This window comes from Pseudomonas sp. KBN10P06128 (assembly GCF_037574945.1).
GTDB lineage: Bacteria > Pseudomonadota > Gammaproteobacteria > Pseudomonadales > Pseudomonadaceae > Pseudomonas > Pseudomonas aeruginosa.
Genome location: NZ_JBBELR010000001.1, coordinates 4,696,086 through 4,715,840 on the forward strand (window position 1 = coordinate 4,696,086; position 19,755 = coordinate 4,715,840).

The window sequence follows — 19,755 nt, forward strand, 5'->3', positions numbered from 1 at the left end:
CTCAGGGGTACCAATGGATCGTCAGCGGCGCGCGGAGGAAGGCGCGAACCGGCATCCGCCGTTCGTCCTCGACCGCCAGCGCGGTGTTCAGGGTGGCCAGCTTGGACTGGCCCTGGATCGCCAGCAGCTGCACCTTCGCCGCCGCCAGCACGGCGCGCGGTAGGGTCAGGCGCTGGTGCGGCACGCTCGGCGCCCACATCGGCAGGCAACGGCGCGTGCCCTGGGGATCCATCGCCAGGTCCAGGCCTGGGCTGTTCGGGAACAGCGAGGCGGTATGGCCGTCGTCGCCCATGCCGAGGACCAGCACGTCGATCGGCAACGGCAGCTCGTGCAGGTGGTGGTCGGCCAGCTCGGCCGCTTCCTCCAGGCTCGCCGCCGGCTGGTAGAGGCCGATGAAGCGCGCCTTCGCCGCCTCGCCACGGAGCAGGTGGCGGCGAACCAGGCCGGCGTTGCTATCGGCATGGGACTCCGGCACCCAGCGCTCGTCGGCCAGGCTGAGGGTGATCCGCGACCAGTCCAGCGGCTCCTCGCTCAAGGCTTCGAGGAAGGCCACCGGACTGCGCCCACCGGACACCACCAGCAGCGCCTGGCCCTGCTCGGCCAGCGCCGAGCGCAACCGGCCGGCGACCTCGGCGGCCAGGCCGCGGGCCTGCTCGGCGGCGCTGCCCCAGACCTGCAGGCCGACGCCGGCCGGCAGCTTCAACTCAGAAATCGCCATACCAACTCCTCCCATCGCGGGCCACCAGGGCCACCGAGGCCACCGGCCCCCAACTCCCCGCCGGATACGGCTTGGGCGCTTCGCTCAGGCGTTCCCAGCCAGCGATCAGCTGGTCGCACCACTTCCAGGCGAACTCCACCTCGTCCTTGCGCACGAACAGGTACTGGTTGCCCTGGGTGACCTCCAGCAGCAGACGCTCGTAGGCATCGGGAATCCGCGCCGCGTGGTAGGTCTCGGAAAAACTCAGTTGCAGCGGGCCGGTACGCAATTGCATGCCCTTGCCCAGGCCCTGGTCCTTGGTCATCACTTGCAGGGAGATACCTTCGTCCGGCTGCAGGCGGATGATCAGCCGGTTGCTGATCAGCGAACGCTGCTCGGGAGCGAAGATGTAGTGCGGCGGCTCCTTGAAGTGGATGACGATCTGCGACAGCTTCTGCGGCATGCGCTTGCCGGTGCGCAGGTAGAACGGCACGCCCGACCAGCGCCAGTTGCGGATGTCCACGCGCAGGGCGACGAAGGTTTCCGCGTCGCTGTCGCGATTCGCATGTTCCTCCTCCAGGTAGCCCGGCACTGCCTTGCCGTCGCTGAAACCGGCGGTGTACTGCCCACGCACCACGCGCGAAGCCAGTTGTTCGGCGGGAATCGGCTCGAGGGCGCGGAGCACCTTGACCTTCTCGTCGCGAATGCTGTCCGCCGAAAGGTCGCTGGGCGGATCCATGGCGATCAGGCAGAGCAGTTGCAGCAGGTGGTTCTGCACCATGTCGCGCAGTTGCCCGGCCTGGTCGAAGTAGCCCCAGCGGCCTTCGATGCCGACCTTCTCGGCCACGGTGATCTCCACGTGGGAGATGTGGTTCTGGTTCCACTGGGTCTCGAAGAGGCTGTTGGCGAAGCGCAGGGCGATCAGGTTCTGCACCGTCTCCTTGCCCAGGTAATGGTCGATCCGGTAGATGCGGCTTTCCGGGAAGAACCGGGCGACTGCCTCGTTGACCTCGCGGGACGACTCCAGGTCATGACCGATGGGCTTCTCCAGCACCACCCGGGTGCGCTCGGCGAGACCGGCGGCGGCGAGGTTCTCGCAGATGCCGCCGAACACCGAGGCCGGCGTGGCGAAGTAGGCGACCAGCGGCAGTTCGTCGTCCACCGCCTCGCGCAAGCCGACATAGGCCTGCGGGTCGAGGAAGTCCATGCTCAGGTAGTCGAGGCGTTCGCGGAAACGCTGCCAGACCGCGTCGTCCCACTCCTTCGCCGGCACCGCCAGGCGCAGGCGCTGCTCCAGCGTCGCCAGGTGTTCGGCGGGAGCGCCTTCGTCACGGGCCAGGGCCAGGACGCGGGTATCGCGGTGCAGCAGGTTCTCGCGATCGAGTTGGTAGAGCGCCGGGAACAGCTTGCGCAAGGCGAGATCGCCCAGCGCACCGAACAGCGCTAACGTGCAAGGCAGAACGCGGACATCAGGCATTTGTTGTTACCAACCAAATATTGAGTGATATTGAGCCATCCACTGCGCAATTAAGACAAATATGTAGTAATTAAACAACATATTTTTCCCAGCCCGCCACGCTGTTGGTCGCATGCCGGCCTGACGTTAGGATAGGCGCCGCCGCCGGCCCTTCCCCGCCGGGCCGACAGAAGACGAGGAACCCGGATGAAAAACCTGCTGGAGCAGATCCAAAGCCGCCTGGACGAACTGAACAAGGCGGAGCGCAAAGTCGCCGAGGTCATCCTGCAGAACCCGCAGCAGGCCACCCGCTTCAGCATCGCCGCCCTGGCCCAGGCGGCAGCGGTCAGCGAACCGACGGTGAACCGCTTCTGTCGCTCCTTCGGCATGAGCGGCTATCCGGAACTGAAGATCCAGCTGGCCCAGAGCCTGGCCAGCGGCGCTGCCTTCGTGACCCAGGCGGTAGCCGAGGACGACGGGCCGGAAGCCTATACACGGAAGATCTTCAGCAACACCATCGCCTCCCTCGACAGCGCCCACAAGCTGCTCGACCCACGCGTCATCGACCGCGCCGTGGACCTGTTGATCCAGGCCCGGCAGATCCACTTCTTCGGTCTCGGCGCCTCGGCCTCGGTAGCGCTCGACGCGCAGCACAAGTTCTTCCGCTTCAACCTGGCGGTGAGCGCCCAGGCCGACGTGCTGATGCAACGGATGATCGCCTCGGTGGCGCATACCGGCGACCTGTTCGTGGTGATTTCCTATACCGGACGCACCCGCGAGCTGGTGGAGGTGGCGCACCTGGCGCGGGAGAACGGCGCCTCGGTGCTCGGCCTGACCGCCGCCGGCTCGCCGCTGGCCAGGGCCAGCACCCTGTGCCTGGACATCCCGTTGCCGGAAGACACCGACATCTACATGCCGATGACTTCGCGGATCGTCCAGCTCACCGTGCTCGACGTACTGGCCACCGGAGTGACCCTGCGCCGCGGCGTGGACTTCCAGCCGCACCTGCGGCGGATCAAGGAAAGCCTGGTGCCGACCCGCTATCCCCTCGACGAGGACAACTGACCGCCCGCCTATTGCAGGCCGGCGGCGAGACTCAGGCGCATGCGTTCGCCGGGCGCCAGGATCAGCCCACCCGGGCGGTAGCCAGCGGCGCCGATACAGAGGAAGCGTTCCGCTTCGCCCGGCTCGACCTGCTCCACCGGGCGGCTGCCGGGGTGCCAGATCACGCTGCCGGCGCTGACGTTCTTGTCGATCCGCAAGCGGCGGTTCCAGCCGCCGTCCTCCAGCACCAGCGATCCGGGATGGTAGAGCACCTGCTTGACCGCGCCGCGCGGTATCCAGGTTCCCGGAATCCGCGAAGCGCCGCGCTGGCCGCGAGCCGACTCCAGCTCCATGCCGTGCACCACCACCCGGCTCAGCGCGCCGACCCGCCAGTAGGGCTGCAGGGCGAAGCTGAACAGGCAATCGTCGTCTTCCTCATGGTAGCTGCACAGCTCCAGCTCCAGGCGCTGGCCAAGGCGCGCATCGAGGCGCACGTGCCAGTCCTCCAGGTCCAGTTGCCAGCTCACCACCACCTTGCTTTCGTCGGCGTAGGCATCCAGCAGGCGCCATTCGCGTTGCCGCGCCCAGCCCTGCTGCGGCCATTCGCTGCCGTTCGGATGGCTGCCGAACCACGGCCAGCAGACCGGGATGCCGCCGCGCACCGGCGCACTGCTGAGGGCCGGCCATTCGCTGGCGCACCACAGCAACGGGCGTTCGCCCTGCGGCTGGAAATGCAGGAGCTGCGCCCCTTGCCGACTGAATACGGCCTGGCACAGCGGATGGTCGATCAACAGCAGATCGCGACGTTGGAAGCGTACCCAGTCGAACGGTCGCTTGGCCCGCATGGAATGAAAGAAACGCTGCAGCGGATGCTCAAGCATGTCCGATTGTCCTACCCTCTCCCCTTCCCGGAAAGCCCGGGCGTGCATCCGTGTAGTTTTACTACATTTCGCACGCAAGCCCCAAATGATCGGCACAGGAAAAGCGTAGTCGGTTTGTAACAGGCAGCCGGGAAGAGCGGTCGCCGGAAAAAAACGGCCCGCCCGAAACGCTCGGGCGGGCCCAGGCACAACACCGGAGCAGGCAACGCGACGGTCAGAACACCGTCTGGATCTTGATCCCCGCCACCAGCGCGTTGTCGACCTCGTCGACCCCGCCCGGCTGCTTGATGTATTGCAGGTTCGGCCGCACCGTCAGCCAGTCGGTCACATGCACCCCGTAGTACAGCTCGGCGTTGTACTCGGTGTCCTGCAGCGGCTGGTACAGCGGGTTGTCGTAATCGTCGATGCCGTTCACCTGGTTCACCAGGCGCTGGCGCTTCTTCACATCGTCGTTGACGTGGATGCGCGCGATGCCCAGGCCGATGTCGTCCTTCGGCCGCGCATCGAACGGACCCTTGTAGACCACCCCGAGCTGCTGGTAGTTGTCCACCACGTTGGTCGCCTTGTCGTGGACCGTCAGGTTGGCGAACAGGCTCAACCCGCGCGAAGCATCGCCGTTGTGCGAAGTGACCTGCTGCTGCGCCACCACCCACCAGCCATGCTTGCTGCCGCGCGACTTGAAGTCGTTGCCGGTCAGCCCCTGCGGCTGGCCGTCGACGTCGTCGTAGACGTCATCGGCCTTCGCCGTGCTGTAGTAGTAGCCCAGCCGGTACTCGCCCGGCAGTTGCTCGGCGCCGACCTTCGGCTGCCAGATCAGCTCCACCGGCAGCAGCGCGCCCTTGGTCCCGCTGCCGCTCATCTTGAAGCCGTTGCCGGTCTCCAGGTTCGACGGGTTCTGCTCGTAGGCGCCGACCTGCACGTACCAGTCCGGCGCGAAGTTGTACTTCACCCGCAACGCCCACTGGCTGACCGGCCAGTTGTACCAGATGCTCCCCGCCCAGTTGCCCACCTGCGAGCCGCAGAAGGCCAGGTTCTGGAAATCGCAGGGGAAGCTGTTGAAGTCCTCGCCCTCGCCGAAACGGCCGAATTTCACGTCCAGCGCGCCGTCGAAGTACTGCTGCTTGAGCCACAGCTGGGTCAGCCGCCAGGTCTGCCCGCGGCCCCAGACCTCCTGCACCGAGCTGATGTGCCCGGCACGCGGGTCGCCGATGCGGTCGTTGGAAAGGTTCTTGCCGTTGCGCTCGGTGACGGTGAACTGGAACTCGGCGGCCTTCCAGCCGAGGATCTTCTCCAGGTCCATGTGCACGCCCAGGGCGAACTGGTCGGTGTAGCGCCCGGTCTTGTCGTCGTCATAGCCGCCGTCGAGGTTGGCCGCCGCCTCGCCGACGTACTCCAGCTTGAAGTCGTAGCCCTTCTCCAGCAGCTCGGTGCGCTTGCCGCCCCAATCGCCGAGCATCCATTTCGAGTTCGGGGAGAACGCCTCGGCGGCGTGCGCCGCGCTCCCCAAGCCCAGCGCTCCAAGGGCAAACAGGCAGCCAACGGTCCTGGCGGCCGGTCTGGTTTTCTTGTTCTTGTACATTTCCAGCGTCCTCGTGGTTGTGGTCTAGGCAGTACGAAAGGATTCAGGAGTTCTTCTGGCGATTGCCGTTCAAGGCGGTGACCTTCTCCGCCGCCACGCCCGCCGTGCGCACGGCCACGCGCTCGCCGCTCTGCGCGTCGAACAGCAGGACCCGCGCGGGATCGAAGCGCAGGCTCATGCCGCTGCCCGCGGCCGGCGCGACGTCCGGCGCCAGGCGGCAACAGACCTTGACCTGGTTGACGGTGACGAAGACCAGGGTGTCCGGCCCGGTCGGTTCGAGCACCTCGACCTCGGTACGCAGGTCATGGGCAGCGCTGCCATCGCCCAGGGCGATCTGCTCGGGCCGTACGCCGAGGATCAGCTCGCGCCCCTCCTCCAGGCCAGGCTCCAGGCTCAGCGGCAGTTCGATACGGTCCTGGCCGCTATCGAGCAGGCCGGTCCAGCGTCCGTCCCGGCGCTGCAGGCGCAACGGAATGAAATTCATCGGCGGCGAACCGATGAAGCTGGCGACGAACAGGTTGGCCGGGTCGTTGTAGATCTGCTGCGGCGTGCCGAACTGCTGGATGACGCCGTCCTTCATCACCGCCACCTTGTCGCCGAGGGTCATGGCCTCGATCTGGTCGTGGGTGACATACACGGTCGTGGTCTTCAGCCGCTGGTGCATCAGCTTCAGCTCGGTGCGCATTTCCACCCGCAGCTTGGCATCGAGGTTGGACAGCGGCTCGTCGAACAGGTAGACCTTGGGCCGCCGCGCCAGCGCCCGGCCCATGGCCACCCGCTGCTGCTGGCCGCCGGAGAGCTGCGACGGCTTGCGTTCGAGCAGGTGCTCGATCTGCAACAGCCTGGCCACCCGCGCCACCTCCTCGTCGATGGCGGCCTGGGACATCTTGCGGATCTTCAGGCCGAAGGCGATGTTCTCGCGCACGCTCATGGTCGGGTACAGGGCGTAGGACTGGAAGACCATGGCGATGTCGCGGTCCTTGGGGCTCATGCCGCTGATGTCCTGGCCGTCCACCAGGATCGCACCGCCGGTGATGCTCTCCAGTCCGGCGATGCAGTTCATCAGGGTCGACTTGCCGCAGCCCGAGGGGCCGACGAGGATCAGGAATTCGCCGGAGTCGATCTTCAGCCGGATGTCCCTGAGGGTATCGGCCAGGCCGCTGCCGTAGCTCTTGTGCAGGTTGCGCAGTTCGAGGGTTGCCATGTTTCGTTCGTCTCCGGGGTCAGCGACCCGTCTCAGCCTTTCACGGCACCGGCGGTGAGGCCGCGCACGAAGTACTTGCCGGCCAGTACGTAGACCACCAGCGTGGGCAGCGCGGCGATCATCGCCGCGGCCATGTCGACGTTGTATTCCTTGACCCCGGTGGTGATGTTCACCAGGTTGTTCAGGGCCACGGTGATCGGTTGCGAATCGCCGCTGGCGAACACCACGCCGAACAGGAAGTCGTTCCAGATCTGGGTGAACTGCCAGATCAGGCAGACCATCACGATGGGCGTGGACATCGGCAGCAGGATGCGCAGGAAGATGGTGAAGAAACCGGCGCCGTCCAGGCGCGCGGCCTTGACCAGGGCATCCGGGATCGCCACGAAATAGTTGCGGAAGAACAGCGTGGTGAAGGCCAGGCCGTAGATCACGTGGACCAGCACCAGGCCACTGGTGGTATTGGCCAGGCCGAGCTTGCCGAGGGTGAAGGACATCGGCAGGAGGATCACCTGGAACGGTAGAAAGCAGCCGAACAACAGCGCGCCGAAGAACAGCTGGGAACCGCGGAAGCGCCACATCGACAGCACGTAGCCGTTCAACGCGCCGATGAAGGTGGAGATCAGCACGCCGGGCACGGTGATCAGCACCGAGTTCCAGAAGAACGCGCCGACGCTGTCCCAGGCCTTGAGCCAGCCGATGACGGTGAAGGTGTCGGGCAGCGACAGCAGGTTGCCGGTGCGGATGTCGTCCGGCGTCTTGAAGCTGGTCAGCAGCATCACCAGCAGCGGCACCAGGTAAAGCGCGCAGGCGCCCCAGAGGGTCAGGTGCACGGCCAGGCGGCTGACGCTGAAGCTCGGGTTCAGGGACGCGTCACGCATGGCGCTTGCCTCGCAGTTCTGAATACAGGTAAGGCACCACGATCGCCAGTACCGCGCCGAGCATCAGCATCGCGCTCGCCGCGCCGAGCCCCATCTGGCCACGGGTGAAGGTATGCGCATACATGAACATCGCCGGCAGGTCGGAGGAATAACCCGGCCCGCCGGCGGTCATCGCCGCTACCAGGTCGAAGCTCTTGATCGCGATATGGGCGAGAATCATCAGCGCGCTGAAGAACACCGGGCGCAGGCTCGGCAGGACGATGCGCAGGTAGATGGTCGGCAGGCTCGCACCGTCGACCTGGGCGGCGCGCACGATGGCCGGGTCGACCCCGCGCAGGCCGGCGAGGAACAGCGCCATGACGAAGCCGGAGGCCTGCCACACGGCGGCGATCACCAGGCAGTAGACGACCCGCTCCGGGTCCACCAGCCAGTCGAAGCGGAAACCTTCCCAGCCCCAGTCGCGGAGCAGCTTGTCCAGGCCCAGGCCCGGATTGAGCAGCCACTTCCAGGCGGTGCCGGTGACGATCATCGACAACGCCATGGGATACAGGTAGAGGGTGCGGATGAAGCCTTCGCGGCGGATACGCTGGTCCAGCAGCACCGCGAGGAACACCCCGAGCACCAGGCAGATGGCGATGAACGAGCCGCCGAAGAGCAGCAGGTTCTTGCTCGCCACCCACCAGCGGTCGTTGTCCCACAGGCGCTGGTACTGGCTCAGCCCGGCCCACTTGTAGCTGGGCATGAAGCGCGAGTTGGTGAAGGACAGCAGCAGCGTCCAGCCGATGTAGCCATACATGCAGAACAGCACCACGACCACGCTTGGCGCCAGCACCAGCTTCGGCAGCCAGCCTTGCAGGCGATCGAGCGGCGAGACGCGACGAGGCGCTACCGGAGCCGTGGGATAGACAGGGGAATTGGTCGCCATGCGTTTTCTCGCGTGCGAAGGAACCCACCCGTGCCGCTCGGCGGCACGGAGCCAGTCGGGAGGATCGAGCGGAGCCCAGGCCGGGCTCCGCGCCAGGGACTTACTGCGCCGCCGCCTCGATGGCGGCCGCCAGTTGCTGGGCGGCCTTCTGCGGGTCCGCGGCGGGGTCGTTGAAGAAGTTGGTCACCACGTCGAAGATCGCCCCCTGCACGTAGCTGGAAGCGGCCATGCTGTGGGCCATGCTCGGCACCAGGTTGCCGTCCTGGGAAGCCTGCTTGAAGTCCTTCATCGACTGCTGGGCGCAACTGTCGAACGGCGCCATGTCGGCGTCCAGGCGAACCGGGATGGAGCCCTTGTTGAGGTTGAAGTCCTTCTGGAAGGACGGATCGAGCACGCTGCGCGCCAGGTCTTCCTGGGCCTTGCGGTTCTCCGCGTTGCTCAGCTTGAACATCACCAGCGAGTCGATGTTGTAGTCGAAGGCCTTCTGCGTGCCGGGGAACGGCAGGCACTGGTAGTCCTTGCCCGGCACCTTGCCGGCGGCGGTGAACTCGCTCTTCGCCCAGTCGCCCATGATCTGCATCCCGGCCTTGCCGTTGATCACCATCGCCGTGGCGGCGCTCCATTCGCGACCGGCGGCGTCGGCATCGACGTAGCCGCGGAGCTTCTTCAGCGCGGCGAACACCTCGACCATCTGCGCTCCGGTGAGGGTCGCCTTGTCCTGTTCGACGAAGGCCTTGCGATAGCCTTCCGGGCCCATCTTGCTCAGCACCAGGTTCTCGAACACGGTGCCGTCCTGCCACGGTTGGCTGCCATGGGCCAGCGGCGTGAAACCGGCGGCCTTGAGCTTGTCGGCGGCGACGAACAGTTCGTCGAGGGTGGTCGGCGGGGTGGCGCCGGCCTTCTTGAACACTTCCGGGTTGATGTAGAGCCAGTTGACCCGGTGTACGTTGATCGGCACAGCTACGTAGTCGCCGTCGTACTTCATGATCTGCGCCACCTGCTTCGGCAGCAGGCTGTCCCACTTGCCTTCGGCGGCCACCGCGTTGAGGTCGGCGAGCAGGCCCAGTTCGCCCCACTCCTGGATATCCGGCCCCTTGATCTGCGCCGCGGCCGGCGGATTGCCGGACACCGCGCGGGTCTTCAGCACCGTCATCGCCGCCTCGCCGCCACCGCCGGCCACGGCGAAGTCCTTCCAGGTGTGGCCCTTGGCTTCGACCAGCTTCTTCAGGGTTTCGGCGGCGCGCTTCTCGCCGGCGGAGGTCCACCAGTGCAGCACTTCGACTTCGCCGGCCTGGGCCAGCAGCGGGGAGAGACAGAGGGAGGAAAGACAGATGACGGCAGAGAGGCGACGGATCGCATTCATGAGGAAAACCTTCTTCTTGTTATTCGGAGCAAGTCTGCGCTTGCAATGCTTCGAGTCTATTCAAGCGTTCCGCGTCGCGGGTAACGAAGCGATCCGGGTTTGTCACGGAGTGGTTACATTGGAATTGAGGCAGAGCAGGAAAATCTGGACTTGAACTCGGCAAGGCGGTTTCGCGACAGAAACCTCCTACAACACGAGAATGACCTCCACCACCACCTCCCTGCGCGCCAGCACGTTGTCGTTCCAGAACCGCAGTACCCTGGACCCCGGCTCTCCAGCCAGGCATCGGCCGGCGAACCCACATGCTGCCCGCCATCCAGTTCGATCACCAGCATCCGCTCATGACAGACGAAATCGACGATGTACGCCCCGAGAATCTTCTGCCGACGAAACTTCAGCCCGAGCAATCGATGCCCGCGCAAACACTGCCATAGCGCCCGCTCCGCCTCTGTCTGCCGCTGCCGCAGAACACGGGAGAACCTCGTGCCTACCTGCCTCGTTCAAGGGCCCGCCAAGCCAGCCCATCACTCCAGCCCCAGGCGCGGCAAGCGCAGGCTGACCCGCAGGCCGCCCTCGCGACGGTTCTGCAAACTGACTTCGCCGCCATGGGTGTGCGCGATGTTGCGCGCGATGCCCAGGCCCAGCCCGTAGCCCTGCCCTCGCGGAGACAGGCGGAAGCGCGGCTCGAAGATCTGTTCCAGACGCTGCTCGGGCACGCCGGGGCCGTCGTCGTCGACGTGCAGCACCACCGCTTCCGGCCCGTCCTCCAGGCTCAGGCGGGCGCGTTCGCCGTATTTCAGCGCATTGTCCAGCAGGTTGCCGATACAGCGCTTGAGCGCCAGGGGCTTGCCCGGATAAGGCTCCGCGGCGCGACCGACGACCTCCACCCGGCCATCGGCCAGGTAGGGCTCGGCGATGTGCTGGAGCAACAGGTTGAGGTCGACCGGCTCGACGTTCTCGTGGATATCGGTGTCCTTCACGCACTGCAGCGCGCCCTTCACCAGCAGTTCCAGCTCGTCCAGGTCGCGCCCGAACTTCTCCTGCAAGCGCTCGTCCTCGAGGAGTTCTACCCGCAGGCGCAGGCGGGTGATCGGCGTGCGCAGGTCGTGGGAAATGGCGCTGAACAACTGCCCGCGCTCGTTCAGGTAACGGTCGATGCGCTCGTGCATGGTGTTGAAGGCGCGCGCCACCTCCACCAGTTCGCTGGCGCCGCGTTCCTCCAGCGCTGCCGACGGACTGCCCAGGGCCAGGTCGCGTGCGGCGCGCGCCAGGCGCTTGAGCGGACGGCTCTGCCAATGCATCAGCAAGCCGGTGAAAAGCAGCAGCAACAGGCTGGTGAAAACGATCGAGAGCACCTGCTGCGGTTGCAGTCCCTCGGGTTCCAGGCTGACGTACGGCGCCGGCATCAGGCTGGCGATGTACAGCCACTCGCTGTCGCCGATGCGGATCTGGGTCACCAGCACCGGCGGGTTCACCGGCTCCAGGGTCAGCGCGTAGTGCGCCCAGGAACGCGGCAGCTCGTCGAGCTTCAGCGCGCCGTTGAACAGGCGCAGCTCGTCGGGACTGACGAATTCGACCTGCAGCTCGACCTCCTTGCCCAGGCGTTGATGCAACACGTCCTGGACGATCTCCAGCACCGCCTGCTTGTTCGGCGTGTCCGGCAGGGCACGCATCTCCAGCGGCCGGTCGTTCAGCGAGACGAAGAAGCGCGTACCGCCCATGCTGCGCAACTGGTCGAGCACCAGCGGACGGTAGCCGAGCGGCAGGGAACGGAAGTAGCTGACGCTGGCCGCCATCGAGTAGGCCAGGCTGCGCGAGCTGGTGAGCAGGCCCTCGCGCTGGCTGGAGCGCAGGTGCGACAGCCAGAACAGGCTGGAAAGCCCTTGCGCGACCAGCACCGCGAGCAGGGTCAGGAGCAGCATGCGCCCGAGCAGCGAGCGCGGCACCGGCGACCAGCGCCGCCGTTCGCTCATGGCTGCAGGTGCGGCCGCACCTGCGCCGCCAGCAGGTAGCCACTGCCGCGCACGGTCTGGATCAGCCGCGGCGCCTTGCCGGTGTCGCGCAGGCGCTGGCGCAGGCGGCTGACCGCCATGTCGACGATGCGCTCCAGCGGCAGCACCTCGCGGCCGCGGGTGGCGTTGGCGATGGTGTCGCGGTCGAGGATCTGCTGCGGATGGTCGAGGAACAGCTTGAGCAGGGCGAAATCCGCGCCGCTGAGGAAGAACTCCTCGCCGTCCTCGTGGAACAGCCGGTGGCTGACCGTATCCAGTCGCCAGTCCTCGAAGGCCAGTACGTCGCCACCGCGCACCTGGGTGAACTGCGCGCGGCGCAGCAGGGCCTTGATCCGCGCCAGCAGCTCGCGCGGGCTGAACGGCTTGCCCAGGTAGTCGTCGGCGCCCAGTTCCAGGCCGATCACCCGGTCGGCCTCGTCGGAACTGGCGGTGAGCATGATGATCGGCATGCAGGCCAGGCGCTGGTGGGAGCGAATCCAGCGACAGAGGCTGAAGCCGTCCTCGTCCGGCAGCATCACGTCGAGGATCGCCAGGCTCGCCTCCTCCTCGCACAGCGCCTGGCGGAAGTCGGCGCCCCGCGAGACGCTGCGGACCTGGAAGCCGGCGCGGCTCAGGTAGGTCTCCAGCAATTCGCGGATCTCCTGGTCATCGTCCACCAGCAGGATCGATCGTCCGTTCGCGCTCACGAGGCTCCTCCTTATGCGGTTGCTCGACGCCGACTCAGCCCTCGGCGTCCAGGGCCTGCTGCAGGGCGACCCCGGCGCCGAGCAGGCCCGGATGTTCGGCGGTCATGACCCACACCGGTACGTCCTGCAGGTAAGCGCCGCTGGTCTTGCCACGCCTGGCGAAGGCCTCGGCGAAGCCGCTGGCGATGAAACGCTCGAGGAAACGCGGGACGATGCCGCCGGTAATGTAGACGCCACCGAGCGCGCCGACGGTGAGCACCGCGTTGCCGGCGACCCGCGCCAGCCACAGGAAGAAGTGCTCCAGCACGGCGTCCGCCTGGGCGTCGCCGGCCATGGCCAGGGCACCGACTTCCGCCGCACTGCTCGCGCGTACGGCGACCCCGTCCAGGGCACAGCTGATTTCATAGAGGGCGAGCAGGCCGTTGCCGGACAGTGCGCGCTCGGCGGAGACATGTCCGTAGCGCGCCTGCAGGCCCTGCCAGAGCGCGAAGTCGCGCGGCGAAGTGACCGGCAGGTCGACATGCCCGCCCTCGCAGGGCAGCACTTCCCAACGTCCCCCGCCCAGCGGCAGCAGGCTGCCGACGCCAAGGCCGGTGCCGGGACCGATGATCAGCCGGGCGCGATCCGCCTGGGCGCTGCCGGCCCGGACCTGCACCAGCTCGTCCGCGCCCAGCCGCGAGGCGGCCCAGGCCATGGTGCTGAAGTCGTTGACCAGCAGCAGGTGATCCAGCCCCAGCTCCTCGCGGAACGCGGCGCGATTGATCACCCAGTGGTTGTTGGTGAAACGGAAATCCGCCGCCCCAACCGGACCGGCGCAGGCCAGGCAGACCGAGTCGATGTTCGCCACCGATTCGCCGATCCGCGCCAGGTAGTCGCGCACGGCCAGTTCAGGCCGTGGGTAGTCGGCGCAGGCGAGCACCTCGATGGATTCCAGGCGCTGCCCGCGCCAGAGCGCGAAACGCGCATTGGTGCCGCCGATATCGCCGACCAGGCCGAGGCCGCCGGCGCTTCTCTTGTTGTCGTTATTCATCGTCATTGAACCGCAATGCCCCGCGCCAGGGCGGGACGGTCGGCAGATGTTGCCGGAGAGACAGCCGCCAGCCAAGCGCCGGCGGACATCGACCTATCAGAATCAGCGCCAGCCGTTGAGGCTCTCGGTAAAGCTGCAGGCGCCCTCTTCCGCGCTGCTCATGGCGTTGCGCATGAAGGCGAACAGCTCGCGGCCGCAACCGAGATTGCCGTCCTGCGGCGCCGGCTCCAGGCTGCGCGCCTGCCATTCGGCGTCGTCGACCAGCACCCGCAACTCGCCGTTCACCCCATCCACCCGTACCCGGTCGCCGTCGCGCAGGCGCGCCAGGGGACCGCCGGCGATGGCTTCCGGACTCACATGGATGGCCGCGGGCACCTTGCCCGACGCCCCGGACATGCGCCCGTCGGTGACCAGCGCCACCTTGAAGCCACGATCCTGCAGGACCCCGAGGAACGGCGTGAGCTTGTGCAGCTCCGGCATGCCGTTCGCCCGCGGGCCCTGGAAACGCACCACGGCGACCAGGTCGCGCTCCAGCTCGCCGGCCTTGAAGGCCGCGGCCAGGCTGGCCTGGTCGTGGAAGATCCGTACCGGCGCCTCGACCACCTGGTGTTCCGGCGCCACCGCCGAGACCTTCATCACGCCGCGACCGAGGTTGCCCTCCATCAGGCGCAAGCCGCCTTCGGCGGAGAACGGCTTGTCCAGCGGACGCAGGATGGCTTCGTCGAGACTCCGTTCTGGCCCTTCGCGCCAGACCAGCCGGCCATCCTCGAGGAACGGCTCGCGGGTGTAGCGGCGCAGGCCGGGGCCGGCGACGGTCTGTACGTCCTCGTGAAGCAGCCCGCCGTCGAGCAGTTGGCGGATCAGGAAGGACATGCCGCCGGCCGCCTGGAAGTGGTTGATGTCGGCCTGGCCGTTCGGATAGATGCGCGCCAGGGTCGGCACCACATGGGACAGCTCGGACATGTCCTGCCAGGTCAACTGGATGCCCGCCGCCTGGGCGATCGCCAGCAGGTGCAGGGTGTGGTTGGTCGAGCCGCCGGTGGCGAGCAGCGCCACCACCGAATTGACGATGGCCTTCTCGTCGACGATTTCCGCCATCGGCACGTAGTTGCCGTTCTCGGGGGTCAGCCGGCTGGCCTGGCGTGCCGCTTCGCGGGTGAGTTCGTCGCGCAGCGGGGTGTTCGGGTTGACGAAGGAGGCACCGGGCAAGTGCAGGCCCATCACCTCCACCAGCAACTGGTTGGTATTGGCGGTGCCATAGAAGGTGCAGGTGCCGGGTGCATGATAGGAGGCCATTTCCGAGGCCAGCAGCTCTTCGCGAGTGGCCTTGCCCTCGGCGAACAGTTGGCGCACCGCGGCCTTTTCCTTGTTGGAGATGCCGGTCGGCATCGGCCCGGCCGGGACGAACACGGTGGGCAGGTGGCCGAAGCGCAGCGAGCCGATCAGCAGGCCCGGCACGATCTTGTCGCAGACGCCCAGGCACAGCGCCGCATCGAACATGTTGTGAGACAGCGCGATGGCGGTGGACATGGCGATCACGTCGCGGCTGGCCAGCGACAGTTCCATGCCCGGCTCGCCCTGGGTCACCCCGTCGCACATGGCCGGCACGCCGCCGGCGAACTGGCCGACCGAACCGATCTCGTGCAGCGCCTGTTTTATAAGCCCCGGAAAGCGCTCGAACGGCTGGTGCGCCGAGAGCATGTCGTTGTAGGCGGAAACGATGGCCACGTTGGCCTGGTTCATCAGCCGCAGGGTCTGCTTGTCGCTTTCGCCACAGGCCGCGACCCCGTGGGCGAGGTTGCCGCACGGCAGGGTGCCGCGGTGCGGCCCCTTGCTGGCCGCCGCCCGGACCATCTCGAGGTAGCGCTGGCGAGTGGCCGCGCTACGGGCCTGGATGCGGCGGGTGACTTCGAGCACACGAGGGTGCATGGCAGATTCTCCTACAGACTATCAATTGTTGTTTTTACAACATAATCATCGGTTGAAGGATGTTTACTTTTCTTTCTGGACGAAATGTAATGGTTTTTACCACAACAATAGAAAAGAGACGACCTCATTATGACTATCCGCCTGGCCATCAACGGCTTCGGTCGCATCGGCCGAAACGTTCTTCGCGCCCTGTATACCGGCCACTACCGCGAACAGTTGCAGGTAGTGGCGATCAATGACCTCGGCGACGCCGCGGTCAACGCCCACCTGTTCCAGTACGACAGCGTCCATGGACGCTTTCCCGGCGAGGTCGAGCACGATGCCGAAAGCCTGCGGGTGATGGGCGACCGCATCGCCGTCAGCGCCATCCGCAACCCGGCGGAACTGCCCTGGAAGAGCCTCGGCGTGGACATCGTGCTCGAGTGCACGGGGCTCTTCACCAGCCGCGACAAAGCCGCCGCCCACCTGCAGGCCGGCGCCGGCAAGGTGCTGATCTCGGCGCCCGGCAAGGACGTCGACGCCACCGTGGTCTACGGCGTCAACCACGAGGTGCTGCGCGCCTCCCATCGGATCGTCTCGAACGCCTCCTGCACCACCAACTGCCTGGCACCGGTGGCCCAGGTGCTGCATCGCGAGCTGGGCATCGAGCACGGCCTGATGACCACCATCCATGCCTACACCAACGACCAGAACCTCTCCGACGTGTACCACCCGGACCTGTACCGCGCACGTTCGGCGACCCAGTCGATGATCCCCACCAAGACCGGCGCCGCCGAGGCGGTCGGCCTGGTCCTGCCGGAACTCGCCGGCAAGCTTACCGGCCTGGCGGTGCGGGTGCCGGTGATCAACGTGTCGCTGGTCGATCTCACCGTGCAGGTGGCCCGGGATACCAGCGTAGACGAGGTCAACCGCCTGCTGCGCGAGGCCAGCGAGGGCTCTCCGGTGCTCGGCTACAACACCCAGCCGCTGGTGTCGGTGGATTTCAATCACGACCCGCGCTCGTCGATCTTCGACGCCAACCACACCAAGGTCAGCGGCCGGCTGGTCAAGGCGATGGCCTGGTACGACAACGAGTGGGGCTTCTCCAACCGCATGCTGGACAGCGCCCTGGCGCTGGCCGCCGCCCGCGACTGACGCGCCTCAGCGGAACTTGCGCCGACCGCGCGCCTGCAACGCCAGCAGGCGCAGGTCGGCCTCGGCGAGGATCAGTCGCTGCTCGGCCTTGTCCGCGCGCTTCCAGGCACGGATTTCCTGGCGCGTACGCCCGCAGCCGCGGCACACGTCGGCATCGAACTCACAGATATTGATGCAAGGACTTTTCAAGCGTTCCCCCTTTTTCGGCGCGGACCGCAACCGGTCCTCGCCCGTCACTTCACGACAGGCGGTGGGCCGGCGTCCAGGAGGGAATGACTATCGGGCCGATCGAGCGGCCCGCGGTCACTCGGCCTCGGCGTCGCGCAGGCTTTCGTAGGCAGGCGCGGCATAGATGCCGGCCTCGACGCAGAGCGCCATGACCCGCGGCAGGTCCTGGGTATAGACCAGCACCGCCTGCAACTCGTCGTCCAGCGGCTCGCTGAAATCCACCAGCACGTAGCCGCCCTTTTCCGGATACATGCTGCTCAGTTGCACCTGGATACGGTTGAGGGCGACCAGCGGCTCGGTCTTGAGCAACTGCTTCGGCTTGATGTTGAACGCCACGTCCTTGCCGAAGGAGGCGACGATCCGGGCAAACAGCTCGGCATAGGTATCGGCCTGGAACAGCACGATATGCGGCAGGCTACCGACCACCACCCACTCGCCGAGCGGGATCGGGAAGCTGTCGTCGTAGTTGATGTCCGGGTTGGCGGCGAGGAACCCTGCCGGATCGGCGTAGGCCTGGGCCGCCTCGTCGGCGATCCGCCGGATCTCCTCGGCGCCCATGCAGCCGGTGCTGATGAGGGTGATCAGTTCGTTCAGGGTCTCTTTCATGGGGAGTTCCAGGGTCGATGAAACGGAGCGGGCCGGCCTCGCCGGCGCGGCCGGATGAATTCTACAGGGTGGAACGACGGTCAGCGGCGCGGCCAGTCGTCGTCGGCGTCCAGTGCCTCGCGCTCCTCGCGCATGGCCTCCGCCAGGGCGCGCTCTTCGTCATCGGGATCGGCGTCCGCGACAGCCTCCGCGACGGCAGGCTCGACGGCTTGCTCCGCGACCACGGGAATCGGCCCAGCCGCTGGCTCGGCGGACTCGTCGCCCTGCTCCGAGGGCTCCGGAGGGTCGAGCAGGTCGTCGAAGTCGGTCTTCAGGCCCTGCTCCATCTCGTCCAGTTCCAGCAGCAGGCTGCGGAAGCTGGTTTCCTCGCGCGGTTTCTCCGGCTCGCCGGCCTCGCCCTCGATCTCCTCGAGGCTTTCCCCGGCCTCGGCGATGGCGCGATCGGCCAGGGCCTGGATCGAGGCGGGAATCGCATCCTCGTCGAGATCGTCGCGCGGCGGCTGCGCCGCGGGCGCCACTTCGACCGGCGGTTCCGGCTCGGGCTCCATCTCGCGCAGCGCCGACAGCGGCGGCAGCTCGTCGAGGCTCTTCAGGTTGAAATAATCGAGGAACGCCTTGGTGGTCGCCAGCATCGCCGGGCGCCCCGGCACCTCGCGGTAGCCAACGATGCGGATCCACTCCCGCTCCATCAGCGTCTTGACGATCTGAGTGTTCACCGCCACGCCGCGGATCTCCTCGATCTCGCCACGGGTGATCGGCTGGCGGTAGGCGATCAGCACCAGGGTTTCCAGCAGCGCGCGCGAATAGCGCTGCGGACGCTCCTCCCAGAGGCGGCCGACCCACGGCGAGAAACGCTCGCGAATCTGCAGGCGATACCCGGACGCGACTTCCTTCAGCTCGAAGGAGCGCCCCGCGCAGGACAGCGCCAGGATCGCCAGGGCGTCGCGGAACTGCCCCGGTTCCGGCCGCTCGGCCTCGTCGAACAGCTCGGCCAGGCGCTCCAGCGACAGCGGCTTGCCGGCCGCGAGGAGGATGCCTTCGAGCAGGGTGGCGAGTTCGTGGGGATCGGACAGGTTCATCGTCGCAACGGATACCGGAGCCAGGAAGAGGGAAAGATAGCGGAATCGGGCATGCAGCTTAACAGGCCATGGCAGGGAGCGAAGCCGGAAGCTCGGAAAAGCTGACCGTCCGCAGGGGGGACGAACGGCCAGCGGCGCGGCGCGATCACTCGAAATCGCCTTCCAGGGCTTCCTCCAGGGTTTCGCCTTCCTCCGCTTCGCGGGCTATCCGCAGGCGCACATGGATGGCGCCGAAAGCCTCGTTCTGCACCAGTTCCACCATTTGCTCCTTGACCAGTTCGAGGATCGCCATGAAGGTGACCACCACGCCGAGCTTGCCCTCCTCCAGGGTGAACAACTGGATGAAGGGCACGAAGGCGCCGCCTTTCAGGCGCTCCAGCACTTCGCTCATGCGTTCGCGGGTGGACAGTACCTCGCCGGTCACCTGGTGGCTCTCGAACAGGTCGGCGCGGCGCAGCATCTCGCCCATCACCAGCATCAGCTCCTGCAGCGCCAGCTCCGGCAGCAGCTTGCGCGCCCGCGCCTCGGGAGCAGCCACCGCCGGCACCAGCACGTCGCGGCCGACCCGGGGCAGTTCGTCGAGGTCTTCGGCGGCCTTCTTGAACCGTTCGTACTCCTGCAGGCGGCGGATCAGCTCGGCCCGCGGATCTTCCTCTTCCTCCTCGGCTTCCGCCGAGCGCGGCAGCAACATGCGCGACTTGATCTCCGCCAGCATCGCCGCCATCACCAGGTACTCGGCGGCCAGCTCCAGGCGCACCGCCTTCATCAGCTCGACATAGCCCATGTACTGGCGGGTGATTTCCGCCACCGGGATATCCAGGATATCGATGTTCTGCTTGCGGATCAGGTACAGCAGCAGGTCGAGCGGGCCCTCGAAGGCCTCGAGGAAGACCTCCAGCGCGTCCGGCGGGATATAGAGGTCCTGCGGCAGCTCGGTGACCGCCTCGCCGTAGACCAGCGCCAGTTGCAGCGGCACCCGCTCGGCGGCGGGTTCGGCTGGAGGGGGGGCGGCGTTGACCGGGTT

General features: G+C 66.8%; 19 protein-coding genes. 2 read left to right on the forward strand and 17 right to left on the reverse strand.

What is annotated here, in order from left to right; all coding sequences use genetic code 11:
* Window position 1: 1 nt before the first annotated feature.
* Together pgl and zwf are read right to left on the reverse strand one after the other, a co-directional pair.
* Complete coding sequence (gene pgl, locus VQ065_RS21930) at window positions 2-718, reverse strand: 6-phosphogluconolactonase (RefSeq protein ID WP_003130495.1); 717 nt, start codon at window positions 716-718, stop codon at window positions 2-4.
* Complete coding sequence (zwf, locus tag VQ065_RS21935; RefSeq protein ID WP_003091465.1) at window positions 705-2,174, reverse strand: glucose-6-phosphate dehydrogenase; 1,470 nt, start codon at window positions 2,172-2,174, stop codon at window positions 705-707. Before zwf ends, pgl begins: the two co-directional genes overlap by 14 nt.
* A gap of 186 nt (window positions 2,175-2,360) precedes the next feature.
* Here zwf and VQ065_RS21940 point away from each other — a divergent pair, with 186 nt between their 5' ends.
* Window positions 2,361-3,218 (forward strand): MurR/RpiR family transcriptional regulator, encoded by an 858-nt coding sequence (locus VQ065_RS21940; RefSeq protein ID WP_003091466.1) that lies wholly within the window; start codon window positions 2,361-2,363, stop codon window positions 3,216-3,218.
* A gap of 8 nt (window positions 3,219-3,226) precedes the next feature.
* Here the strand turns inward: VQ065_RS21940 and VQ065_RS21945 are convergent, their stop codons facing one another.
* From VQ065_RS21945 to edd, 11 genes are all read right to left on the reverse strand, one after another.
* Window positions 3,227-4,078 (reverse strand): D-hexose-6-phosphate mutarotase, encoded by an 852-nt coding sequence (locus VQ065_RS21945; RefSeq protein WP_003112064.1) that lies wholly within the window; start codon window positions 4,076-4,078, stop codon window positions 3,227-3,229.
* A gap of 214 nt (window positions 4,079-4,292) precedes the next feature.
* On the reverse strand, window positions 4,293-5,657 hold the full coding sequence (oprB, locus tag VQ065_RS21950; RefSeq protein ID WP_014603936.1) for a carbohydrate porin OprB: 1,365 nt from the start codon (window positions 5,655-5,657) through the stop codon (window positions 4,293-4,295).
* A 43-nt stretch (window positions 5,658-5,700) separates the two neighbouring features.
* Window positions 5,701-6,861 (reverse strand): ABC transporter ATP-binding protein, encoded by a 1,161-nt coding sequence (locus VQ065_RS21955; RefSeq protein ID WP_003091469.1) that lies wholly within the window; start codon window positions 6,859-6,861, stop codon window positions 5,701-5,703.
* Window positions 6,862-6,893: 32 nt separating this feature from the next.
* Complete coding sequence (locus VQ065_RS21960; RefSeq protein WP_003091470.1) at window positions 6,894-7,739, reverse strand: carbohydrate ABC transporter permease; 846 nt, start codon at window positions 7,737-7,739, stop codon at window positions 6,894-6,896.
* The gene (locus VQ065_RS21965) at window positions 7,732-8,664 is read right to left on the reverse strand and encodes a carbohydrate ABC transporter permease (protein WP_003091471.1); all 933 of its coding nucleotides are present in this window, start codon (window positions 8,662-8,664) and stop codon (window positions 7,732-7,734) included. The genes VQ065_RS21960 and VQ065_RS21965 overlap by 8 nt, the downstream gene beginning before the upstream one ends.
* 100 nt (window positions 8,665-8,764) lie before the next feature.
* Complete coding sequence (locus VQ065_RS21970) at window positions 8,765-10,027, reverse strand: ABC transporter substrate-binding protein (RefSeq protein ID WP_003091472.1); 1,263 nt, start codon at window positions 10,025-10,027, stop codon at window positions 8,765-8,767.
* A 113-nt stretch (window positions 10,028-10,140) separates the two neighbouring features.
* Window positions 10,141-10,494: an endonuclease domain-containing protein gene (locus VQ065_RS21975; protein ID WP_305954232.1), complete on the reverse strand. Its 354-nt coding sequence runs from the start codon at window positions 10,492-10,494 to the stop codon at window positions 10,141-10,143.
* Between the two features lie 57 nt (window positions 10,495-10,551).
* Complete coding sequence (gene gtrS, locus VQ065_RS21980; RefSeq protein WP_003130488.1) at window positions 10,552-11,973, reverse strand: two-component system sensor histidine kinase GtrS; 1,422 nt, start codon at window positions 11,971-11,973, stop codon at window positions 10,552-10,554.
* Between the two features lie 23 nt (window positions 11,974-11,996).
* Window positions 11,997-12,725, reverse strand: a complete 729-nt coding sequence (gene gltR / locus VQ065_RS21985) for a two-component system response regulator GltR (RefSeq protein ID WP_003091475.1) — start codon at window positions 12,723-12,725, stop codon at window positions 11,997-11,999.
* A gap of 34 nt (window positions 12,726-12,759) precedes the next feature.
* Window positions 12,760-13,755: a glucokinase gene (locus tag VQ065_RS21990; protein WP_003091477.1), complete on the reverse strand. Its 996-nt coding sequence runs from the start codon at window positions 13,753-13,755 to the stop codon at window positions 12,760-12,762.
* Between the two features lie 102 nt (window positions 13,756-13,857).
* Complete coding sequence (gene edd / locus VQ065_RS21995) at window positions 13,858-15,684, reverse strand: phosphogluconate dehydratase (RefSeq protein ID WP_003091478.1); 1,827 nt, start codon at window positions 15,682-15,684, stop codon at window positions 13,858-13,860.
* A 129-nt stretch (window positions 15,685-15,813) separates the two neighbouring features.
* Here edd and gap point away from each other — a divergent pair, with 129 nt between their 5' ends.
* On the forward strand, window positions 15,814-16,818 hold the full coding sequence (gap, locus tag VQ065_RS22000) for a type I glyceraldehyde-3-phosphate dehydrogenase (protein WP_003091480.1): 1,005 nt from the start codon (window positions 15,814-15,816) through the stop codon (window positions 16,816-16,818).
* 6 nt (window positions 16,819-16,824) lie between these two features.
* Here gap and VQ065_RS22005 read toward each other — a convergent pair whose 3' ends face one another.
* The 4 genes from VQ065_RS22005 to VQ065_RS22020 form a co-directional block, all read right to left on the reverse strand.
* Window positions 16,825-17,007, reverse strand: a complete 183-nt coding sequence (locus VQ065_RS22005; protein ID WP_003091481.1) for a DUF1289 domain-containing protein — start codon at window positions 17,005-17,007, stop codon at window positions 16,825-16,827.
* Between the two features lie 114 nt (window positions 17,008-17,121).
* Complete coding sequence (locus VQ065_RS22010) at window positions 17,122-17,652, reverse strand: hypothetical protein (protein ID WP_003091482.1); 531 nt, start codon at window positions 17,650-17,652, stop codon at window positions 17,122-17,124.
* Window positions 17,653-17,732: 80 nt separating this feature from the next.
* Window positions 17,733-18,731, reverse strand: coding sequence for an SMC-Scp complex subunit ScpB (gene scpB / locus VQ065_RS22015; RefSeq protein ID WP_003091483.1), 999 nt, complete (start codon window positions 18,729-18,731; stop codon window positions 17,733-17,735).
* Between the two features lie 145 nt (window positions 18,732-18,876).
* On the reverse strand, window positions 18,877-19,629 hold the full coding sequence (locus tag VQ065_RS22020; RefSeq protein ID WP_073660263.1) for a segregation and condensation protein A: 753 nt from the start codon (window positions 19,627-19,629) through the stop codon (window positions 18,877-18,879).
* Window positions 19,630-19,755 lie beyond the last annotated feature (126 nt).